At 71.3% G+C, this 8,409-nt stretch carries 6 protein-coding genes; 4 read left to right on the top strand and 2 right to left on the bottom strand.

Annotation, left to right across the window (positions count from 1 at the left end; all coding sequences use genetic code 11):
• Positions 1 to 16 precede the first annotated feature (16 nt).
• The 3 genes from NCC78_RS23225 to NCC78_RS23215 all read left to right on the top strand — a co-directional run bounded on the left by NCC78_RS23225 (position 17) and on the right by NCC78_RS23215 (position 6,215).
• Entirely contained in the window at positions 17 to 3,481 is a 3,465-nt protein-coding gene (locus NCC78_RS23225) for a discoidin domain-containing protein (protein ID WP_308220940.1), read from the top strand.
• Between the two features lie 450 nt (positions 3,482 to 3,931).
• On the top strand, positions 3,932 to 4,501 hold the full coding sequence (locus NCC78_RS23220) for a hypothetical protein (protein WP_250797036.1): 570 nt from the start codon (positions 3,932 to 3,934) through the stop codon (positions 4,499 to 4,501).
• 319 nt (positions 4,502 to 4,820) lie between these two features.
• Entirely contained in the window at positions 4,821 to 6,215 is a 1,395-nt protein-coding gene (locus tag NCC78_RS23215) for a S8 family serine peptidase (protein WP_250797035.1), read from the top strand.
• A 197-nt stretch (positions 6,216 to 6,412) separates the two neighbouring features.
• On the opposite strand, the gene NCC78_RS23210 is transcribed toward NCC78_RS23215, so the two are convergent.
• Both NCC78_RS23210 and NCC78_RS23205 read right to left on the bottom strand, forming a co-directional pair.
• On the bottom strand, positions 6,413 to 7,636 hold the full coding sequence (locus tag NCC78_RS23210; RefSeq protein WP_250797040.1) for a PH domain-containing protein: 1,224 nt from the start codon (positions 7,634 to 7,636) through the stop codon (positions 6,413 to 6,415).
• 9 nt (positions 7,637 to 7,645) lie between these two features.
• Complete coding sequence (locus NCC78_RS23205) at positions 7,646 to 7,999, bottom strand: helix-turn-helix transcriptional regulator (RefSeq protein ID WP_250797034.1); 354 nt, start codon at positions 7,997 to 7,999, stop codon at positions 7,646 to 7,648.
• A 35-nt stretch (positions 8,000 to 8,034) separates the two neighbouring features.
• Between NCC78_RS23205 and NCC78_RS32715 the strand changes: the two genes are divergently transcribed.
• A partial coding sequence (locus NCC78_RS32715; protein ID WP_443677206.1) for an ArsR family transcriptional regulator occupies positions 8,035 to 8,409 on the top strand: 375 nt, incomplete at its 3' end.

Below are 8,409 nucleotides of genomic sequence, written 5' to 3'. Positions count from 1 at the left end.
CGGCATCTCCGCCACCATGACCGCCAGCAGCGTCAACCAGACGTACGGCCCGGCGAACGCCAACGACGGCAACGCCGACACCTACTGGGAGAGCGCCAACAACGCCTTCCCGCAGTGGATCCAGGCCGACCTCGGCGCCACCGTCACCGTCGACCGGGTGGTGCTGAAGCTGCCCCCCGCCGCCGCCTGGCAGACCCGCACCCAGACGCTGACCGTGCAGGGCAGCACCGACGGCGGGTCGTTCACCGCCCTGAAGTCGTCCGCCGGCTACACCTTCAACCCGGCCACCGGCAACACGGTGACCATCACCTTCCCGGCCGCCAGCACCCGCTACGTCCGGCTCACCGTCACCGGCAACACCGGCTGGCCGGCCGCCCAGTTCTCCGAGTTCGAGGTGTACGGCACGGCGACCGGGGACACCCTGGCCCCGACCGCGCCCACCAACCTGGCGTACACCCAGCCGGTCAGCGGGCAGATCAGGCTGACCTGGAACGCCGCCACCGACAACGTGGGGGTCACCGGCTACGACGTCTACGCCAACAACGCCCTGCGCGGCAGCGTCGCAGGCAACGTGCTGACCTTCACCGACAACCAGCCGACCAGCGCCACCGTCTCCTATTACGTGCGGGCGAAGGACGCCGCCGGCAACCAGTCGGCCAACAGCAACACGGTCACCCGTACCGGCAGCGGCACCGGCGGCACCAACCTCGCGGTCGGCAAGCCGATCACGGCCTCCTCGTACGTGCACACCTACGTCGCGACCAACGCCAACGACAACAACGTGGCGACGTACTGGGAGAGCGGCGGCTACCCGGGCACGCTGACCGTGCAGCTCGGGGCGAACGCCAGCGTCAGCTCGGTGGTGCTCAAGCTCAACCCGGATCCGGTCTGGGGCACCCGCACCCAGACGGTGCAGGTGCTCGGCCGGGAGCAGAGCGCCACCTCGTTCACCAGCCTGGTCGGCGCGGCCAGCCACACCTTCAACCCGACGTCCGGCAACACGGTGACCATCCCGGTCTCCGCCACCGCCGCCGACCTGCGGCTGACCTTCACCGCCAACTCCGGCGCGCCCGGCGGCCAGGTGGCCGAGTTCCAGGTGATCGGCACCCCGGCGGCCAACCCGGACCTGACCGTCACCGCCCTGTCGGCCAGCCCGGCCAACCCCACCGAGACGGACGCGGTCACCCTCTCCGCCACCGTCCGCAACGCCGGGACGGCGGCCTCCGCGGCGACCAACGTCAACCTCTACCTCGGCGCCGTGCGGGTCGGCACCGCCGCGGTCGGCGGGTTGTCGGCCGGCGCCTCGACCACCGTCACCGCGAACATCGGCACCCGCGCGGCGGGCAGCTACCCGCTGAGCGCCAAGGTCGACGAGGCGAACGCGGTGATCGAGTCCGACGAGACGAACAACAGCTACACCAACCCGTCCCCGCTGGTGGTGAACCCGGTGGCCAGCTCGGACCTGGTCGCCTCGGCGGTCGACTGGACGCCCGGCAACCCGGCGGCGGGCAACACCGTCAGCTTCTCCGTGACGCTGCGCAACGCCGGCAGCGTCGCCTCGGCCTCCGGGGCGCACGGCATCACGCTGACCGTGCTAGACGGCGCCGGTACGGCGGTGCGCACGCTGACCGGCGCGTACACCGGGGTGATCAACGCCGGGGCCACGGTCGGCCCGGTCAACCTGGGCACCTGGACCGCCGCGAACGGGAAGTACACCGTCCGGGTGGTGCTCGCCGCCGACGCCAATGAACTGCCGGTCAAGCAGCAGAACAACACCAGCGACAAGCCGCTCTTCGTCGGACGCGGCGCCAACATGCCGTACGACATGTACGAGGCCGAGGACGGCACGGTCGGTGGCGGCGCGACCGTGGTCGGGCCGAACCGGACCGTCGGCGACCTGGCCGGTGAGGCGTCCGGGCGGCGCGCGGTCACCCTCAACACGACCGGCAGCTACGTTGAGTTCACCACCCGGGCCAGCACCAACACCCTGGTCACCCGCTTCTCCATCCCGGACGCCCCGGGCGGCGGCGGCATCACCTCGACGTTGAACGTCTACGTCAACGGCAGCTTCCACAAGGCTATCGACCTGACCTCGAAGTACATGTGGCTGTACGGCGCCGAGGCGAGCCCGGGCAACTCGCCGGGCGCGGGCGGACCGCGGCACATCTACGACGAGGCCAACGTCATGCTGAACTCGACGGTGCCCGCCGGCAGCAGGATCCGGCTCCAGAAGGACCCGGCCAACACCACCACCTACGCGATCGACTTCATCAACACCGAGCAGGTCGCGCCGATCGCTAACCCGGACCCGGCCCGCTACGCGGTGCCGACCGGCTTCACCCACTCCGACGTGCAGAACGCCCTGGACCGGGTGCGGATGGACACCACCGGCAACCTGATCGGGGTGTACCTGCCGGCGGGGAACTACGCCACCGCGTCGAAGTTCCAGGTGTACGGCAAGGCGGTCAAGGTCGTCGGCGCCGGCCCCTGGTACACCCGCTTCAACGCCCCGTCGACGCAGGACAACACCGACGTCGGGTTCCGGGCGGAGGCGTCGGCCAACGGATCGTCGTTCGCCAACTTCGCCTACTTCGGCAACTACACCTCGCGCATCGACGGCCCGGGCAAGGTGTTCGACTTCGCCAACGTGTCGAACATCGTGATCGACAACATCTGGAACGAGCACATGGTCTGCCTCTACTGGGGCGCGAACACCGACTACGTGACGATCAAGAACTCCCGGATCCGGAACATGTTCGCCGACGGCATCAACATGACCAACGGCAGCACCAACAACCTGGTCAGCAACAACGAGGCCCGGGCGACCGGCGACGACAGCTTCGCGCTCTTCTCCGCCATCGACGCGGGCGGTGCGGACATGAAGGACAACATCTACGAGAACCTCACCTCGATCCTGACCTGGCGGGCCGCCGGGGTGGCCGTCTACGGCGGCTACGGCAACACGTTCCGCAACATCTACATCGCAGACACGCTGGTCTACTCCGGCATCACGATCAGCTCGCTCGACTTCGGCTACCCGATGAACGGCTTCGGCGCCAGCCCGCCCACCCGGTTCGAGAACATCTCCATCGTCCGGGCCGGCGGACACTTCTGGAACGGGCAGACCTTCCCGGCGATCTGGGTCTTCTCCGCCTCGAAGGTGTTCCAGGGCATCCGGGTCAGCGACGTCGACATCGTCGACCCGACCTACAGCGGCATCATGTTCCAGACCAACTACGTCGGCGGGCAGCCGCAGAACCCGATCACCGACACCGTCTTCACCAACGTCTCGATCAGCGGGGCCCGCAAGAGCGGTGACGCGTACGACGCCAAGTCCGGCTTCGGGATCTGGGCCAACGAGCTGCCGGAACCCGGCCAGGGCCCGGCGGTCGGCTCGGTCACCTTCACCAACCTTCGGCTGAGCAACAACCACCAGGACATCCGGAACACCACCTCGACGTTCACCATCAACCGGAACTGACCCACATGCGGGAGGGCGCCGTCGGGGCTGCAACCGCCTCCGACGGCGCCCGACCGGGGACTGGAACCACCCGTCCGGTGGGCGATCGTCGTCGGCGCACCGTGCGGCGATCCCGCGCAGCCCCGCGCGTCCGCCCTCGCCGCTCAACCCGGTCGGCGTGCGGTTCAACGAGGTGCGCTCCGTCCCATCGCCCTGCCGACGCCCCGATCCCGCCCGAGCTGACCGGGCGGTCGAATGAGGAGCTGGCCCGACGCCCGACCTACCTGGGTCAGAGACGGACCGACCGACGTCAACACGACGAACTCGCTGTCACTCGGCGGTCACGCTCGGGTCCGACGATGGGCGGCCCGAGCCCTGACACGAGGCAATGCGAATCTTCTATCCCGGGTTTGGCCTGATGGTGGGGGGTAGGACCTAGAGGCAAGGCCAAATGAGAGGAAGGAACGACTCATGCGCGTAGCACGCCTAGGCACCACGGTCGCGGCCCTCGCTGCGGGGGCAGGACTCGTCCTCGGTGGCACCGGAGTGGCTCAGGCCGCGCCGGTGGCACAGCAGGCTCCGGCCGTCGCACCCGCCGCGTCCTCGTTGAGCACGCCCATCACCGGTAGCTTCACCGACGCCCTCGGCGGGACCGGCGCCTTCGCCGGCACGTTCACGCCCACCCGGTTCGTCAACCAGAACGGTCAGCTGGTCGCCGTCGGCACGCTCACCGGGACGCTGACCAACTCGGTGGGCGCCGTGCTCGGCACCGTGACGCAGCAGGTCACCGTGCCGCTGCAGGTCAGCGGCACCTGCGACATCCTGCACCTGAACCTCGGGCCGCTGGACCTGGACCTGCTCGGCCTCCAGGTGCACCTCGACGAGGTGGTGCTCGACATCACCGCGCAGCAGGGCCCCGGCAATCTCCTCGGCAACCTGCTGTGCGCCGTCGCCGGTCTGCTGGACAACACCGGTGGCGCGGGTGGCGCCCTGAACGGCATCGTCGCCCTGCTCAACCAGATCCTGTCGCTGCTGCGCTGATCAGCCGCGACACCCACTGCTGGAGCTGAGGGGTGGAGGCCGTCGGGGACACCCGGCGGCCTCCACCACGTGCAGGGGCCGTTCTGCGCGCCCGGGTGGTCGCGGGCGCGCCAGCCGAAGGTGCACGTACCTGTGCCCGGTCGGACGCCGCTCGTTCCACCGGAACACCTCCACCATGCCCGGCCGGGCCAGCGGTAGGTCGTTCGCGCGCTGCTGATCGGCGTCGACCTCAAGCCTGGTGAATATTGAGGTATGGAAATTGGCCAACTAGTGTCCGGTCTGTTGCCGCCGACCAGGGCGGACACTGTTGGGAGGAAACGTGACACGACCGCGTTCTGTCCTCGCCGTGGCGGGGGCGGCCGCAGCGGCCCTCGCGGCGACCACCGCGCTGACCGCGCCCGCATCGGCGGCGCCGTTGCCGTCTCCGGCACCCGCCGACAGCTCCGCGAACCAGTACATCGTCAAGTTCAAGGCCGGGGCCGACCGCGGCGCCGCCCTGCGTCAGCTCGGCGGACGGTTCGGGGTCAGTCTGACCGAGGTCCGTCAGCTGGCGGTGGGCGCCCATGTCGTCCGGGCCAGTGGCCGCACCTCGGGCCTGGTGCAGGCGCTCGCCGCCCGGGGCGACGTCGAGTACGTCGAGGCGGACACCCCCATGTACGCGCTGTCGACGCCGAACGACCCGAGCTACCCGGAGCAGTGGCACTACTACGAGACGACCGGCGGCATCAACGCCCCGGCCGCCTGGGACGTCGCCACCGGCGGCGGGACCGTCGTGGCGGTGCTGGACACCGGCCGCACGGCGCACCCGGACCTGGACGCGAACACCGTCGCCGGGTACGACTTCATCAGCAGCTCGACCAACGCGCGCGACGGCAACGGCCGCGACGCCAACCCGCAGGACGAGGGGGACTGGAACGCCACCGACGGTGAGTGCGGTGTCGGGTCGAAGGCGAAGAACTCCAGTTGGCACGGCACCCACGTGGCCGGCACGATCGCCGCGGTGAGCGGCAACGGCGTCGGCGTGGCCGGGGTCGCACCGGCGGCCCGGGTGCAGCACCTTCGGGTGCTCGGCAAGTGCGGTGGCACCACCTCCGACATCGCCGACGCGATCGTCTGGGCCTCCGGTGGTTCCGTCTCCGGTCTCCCCGCCAACGCCACCCCCGCCAAGGTGATCAACATGAGCCTCGGCGGCAGCGGCGCGTGCAGCCGCACGTACCAGAACGCCATCACCTCCGCCGTGCGCCGCGGCACGACGGTGGTGGTCTCGGCCGGCAACAGCAACGCCAACGCCAGCGGCTTCAGCCCGGCGAGTTGCGCCAACGTCGTCTCCGTGGCCGCGCTCGACCGGGACGGCAACCGCGCCTTCTACTCCAACTACGGCAGCGCGGTGGACGTGTCGGCGCCCGGTGGCGAGGTGCGCCTCGAGACCGATCCGCCCGGCACCCGCACCACGCCGCAGAACGGCGTGGTGTCCACCATGAACGGCGGTACCACCACGCCGGGCAGCCCGACCTACACCGCGTACATGGGCACCAGCATGTCGGCGCCCCACGTGGCCGGCATCGCGGCGCTCGTGCTCGGCAAGGCGCCCACGCTGACCCCGGCGGCGGTCGAATCGGCCCTCAAGGCCAACAGCCGGGCGATCCCGGGGACCTGCTCCGGCGGTTGCGGCGCGGGCCTCGTGGACGCCGCGGCGACCGTCGGCGTGGTCTGAGCGGCAGCGATCCCCGACAGCGTCGCGGGACACGCGGTCGCCCCGTCGGCTCGACGTCGAGCCGACGGGGCGACCGCGCCCCTCACGCCTGAGGTGGCGAGCGCAGGCACGGCCTCGCGCGAGCCGGAGGCCCCGGGCCGGGGTCGGGCGATGGCGCCCCGGGAGGTCACCGGGGATGTGGTGGGGCGACGGCAGGCTCAGTCACCGGTGTCGGCGAGCGGATCGACACGTGGCAGTCGGGGACGCGGGACCGGCCGGACGACCGGCGGGTCGGCGGGCAGGACGCGCGATGCCTCCTCCAGGGGGGCGACCGGTCGATCGGGTACGCCCCGTTCGTCACGCCCTGCCGGCTCGGACGGTCCGGTATCCAGGCGGCGGATCGCCTCGGTCAGCGCTGCCAACTGCCCGGACAGTTCGCCGATCCGCAGGATCACCTCCCGCCGCACCGCCGCCGGGTCGGTCACCTCGACGGCCGGACGGGCGTACTCCGGCCACCCGTCACCGACCTGCCAGAGCGGCTCGGCGGCCTGACCGAAGGCGATGTCCAACTCCGACAGCTCGTCGGTGGCGCCGTGGAACTCCGCCACGTCCCCGCCCAGCCGGGCCTCCACCGCGTCCGGCTCGTACATCTCCTCGACCAGGCGCAGGTAGAGCTCGTTGGGGTTGGGCAGGTCGACCACCCGACGCAGGACGTTGCGCCGGCTCGCCGACTCCAGACGGAACGTGCCGTAGTTGAGCGCGCGACCGAGCGGGGACTGGACGTAGCGCATGTCGGTCACCCGCAGCAGCGGGATCATGCCCACCCGACGGACGAACACCCCCTCGGTCGACATCAGCCGCTTGTTCGTGATGACGAACCGGCCGAGGTGCCAGGCCAGGACGCGATGCGCGGCCAGCAGCACCGCGGCGGCCAGAACCAGGACGACCACCCAGCCGGTGTACCGGGGGACGATCCGCACCTGTGCCGCCCAGACGCCGAGGACGGCGTAGATGGTGATCACGCCGACGCTCTTCACCGGGTGGATCCAGTGCCGGCGCCACTCGCCCCGGTACCGCTCGGTCGGGAACAGGTACCGGGCCACCCCGGGGGTCGGTTCGTCCTCCAGCGGCAGAACCCGCCGCGCGCCCAGCAGGTCGTCGCCGACGGCCTCCTCGCCGAGTGACTCCCGACCGACGAGCCGGCGCAGCCGGGCCAGCAGGGCCGCGGAGAGGAAGCCGAACCCGGTGCCGAGCTTGAACAGCTTGCCCGGCCGGTCGTTGATGACCGCCGTGAGCTCCTCGGCGCGGATCTCGGCACGCGGGTCGTCCCGGTAGCGCAGCCGGGCCGACCAGGTCACCAGCTTGCGGCCGAGCCACGGTGACAGGTCGGTCATCTCGTTGACGACCAACCCCAGTACCAGCGCCAGGACCACCTCGACCATGCCCACGACTCACCCCGCCGGCCGCGGGTGCCCGTGCCGGCCGAAGCCGGGAGCCGGACGGGGGCGCGGCGGCGGTACCCGGGCCGGCGCCAGGACCTCCCGGCGAGCCGCCTCGGCGCCGGTCGCGGTGAGCCGGTAGTACCGGCGTCGCGGCCGAGCCGGAGCGCCGGCGGGGTGCTGCTGCCAGGTGCCGGTGATCCAGCCGGCATCCTCCAGCTGGTCGAGCACCGCGTAGACCGTCGGACCCGAGCGCCGCACGGACCGCATGATCTGCCAGCCGTGCACCTCGGTCTGCTGGTCCCACGCCTGCAGCAGGAGCCCGAGCACGTCGAGCAGGGCGCTGCTGATCCGGGGCCGGGCCATGTCCCAATTCTAGGATCGACAAACCACTATGGAGAGTGTCGGTTACCGGACCGCACGCCCCGCTCGACGGGCTGGCACCAGCTGATCCGGTGGAGCGGGAACGATCCGCCGCCCGCCGCCCGCCGCCCGCCGCCCGCCGCCCGCCGCCCGCCGTCGCCGGGAGCGGGTACCCGCGTGCCGCGCCACGGCATCGGCGGCGACGAGATCGGGTGCGGGGACGGGCGTGGCCAACCCGTAACCGCCGTGTTACGTTTCTGCGAGTGGACGAGGTGGCGTCGGCGATCGCGGACCCGGTGCGCCGGGACATCCTGGTGATGTTGCGCGGCGGACGCCTGTCGGCCGGCGACATCGCCGGTCGCTTCCCGATCAGCCGGCCCGCGGTGAGTCGCCACCTGCGGGTGCTGCGGGAG

Origin of the sequence: Micromonospora phytophila, assembly GCF_023656545.1 — a bacterium.
Taxonomy (GTDB): domain Bacteria; phylum Actinomycetota; class Actinomycetes; order Mycobacteriales; family Micromonosporaceae; genus Micromonospora; species Micromonospora phytophila.
The sequence above is the reverse complement of the archived record's forward strand: the minus strand, read 5'-3'. Positions and strand labels throughout refer to the sequence as shown.

What these genes read in the sequence shown, in the direction of transcription:
- NCC78_RS23225 (WP_308220940.1), top strand. Translation starts at nt 17, where the DNA reads ATGACCGCCAGCAGCGTCAACCAGACGTACGGCCCGGCGAACGCCAAC.
- NCC78_RS23220 (WP_250797036.1), top strand. Translation starts at nt 3,932, where the DNA reads ATGCGCGTAGCACGCCTAGGCACCACGGTCGCGGCCCTCGCTGCGGGG.
- NCC78_RS23210 (WP_250797040.1), bottom strand. Translation starts at nt 7,636, where the DNA reads ATGGTCGAGGTGGTCCTGGCGCTGGTACTGGGGTTGGTCGTCAACGAG.
- NCC78_RS23205 (WP_250797034.1), bottom strand. Translation starts at nt 7,999, where the DNA reads ATGGCCCGGCCCCGGATCAGCAGCGCCCTGCTCGACGTGCTCGGGCTC.